This is a genomic window from Gilvimarinus gilvus, from assembly GCF_030518155.1.
Classification (GTDB): Bacteria; Pseudomonadota; Gammaproteobacteria; order Pseudomonadales; family Cellvibrionaceae; genus Gilvimarinus; species Gilvimarinus gilvus.
The window spans coordinates 1-370 of record NZ_JAULRU010000103.1 but is presented as its reverse complement, the minus strand read 5'-3'; the positions used below and the strand labels follow the sequence as shown (position 1 = coordinate 370).

Genomic DNA, 370 nt, shown 5'->3' with positions numbered 1-370 from the left:
TGGGCAAGGGTGGGGCCTATGAACTGCTGGGCGAGCAGAACCTGATGTGCGCCCGCAACGAAGAACTGTGCAAGCTGGATGAGCCGTTGGAAGAGGGCGATGAAGTGGCGTTCTTCCCGCCGGTGACGGGGGGCTGAGCATGGCAGTGCGAGTGCAGGAACACGCGTTCGACCCGGGCGTCGAGACCAATGCCATGCATGCGGCCAACGTGGGGGTAGGCGCTGTGGTCGGCTTTGTCGGCTATGTGCGGGACTTCAATGATGGCCGCGAAGTGGCAGGCATGTTCCTTGAACACTATCCGGGCATGACCGAAAAGGCCCTGGCCAAGATCGTGGCCGAGGCCGAGCAGCGCTGGCCGTTGTTGAAAGTG

The 370-nt window shown here is 62.4% G+C and carries 2 protein-coding genes; both read left to right on the top strand.

Annotation, left to right across the window (positions count from 1 at the left end; translation table 11 throughout):
• Window positions 1-23 precede the first annotated feature (23 nt).
• Complete coding sequence (locus QWI17_RS00525; RefSeq protein WP_368045316.1) at window positions 24-137, top strand: MoaD/ThiS family protein; 114 nt, start codon at window positions 24-26, stop codon at window positions 135-137.
• 2 nt (window positions 138-139) lie between these two features.
• The coding region (locus QWI17_RS00520; protein WP_368045315.1) for a molybdenum cofactor biosynthesis protein MoaE at window positions 140-370 on the top strand (231 nt) is incomplete at its 3' end.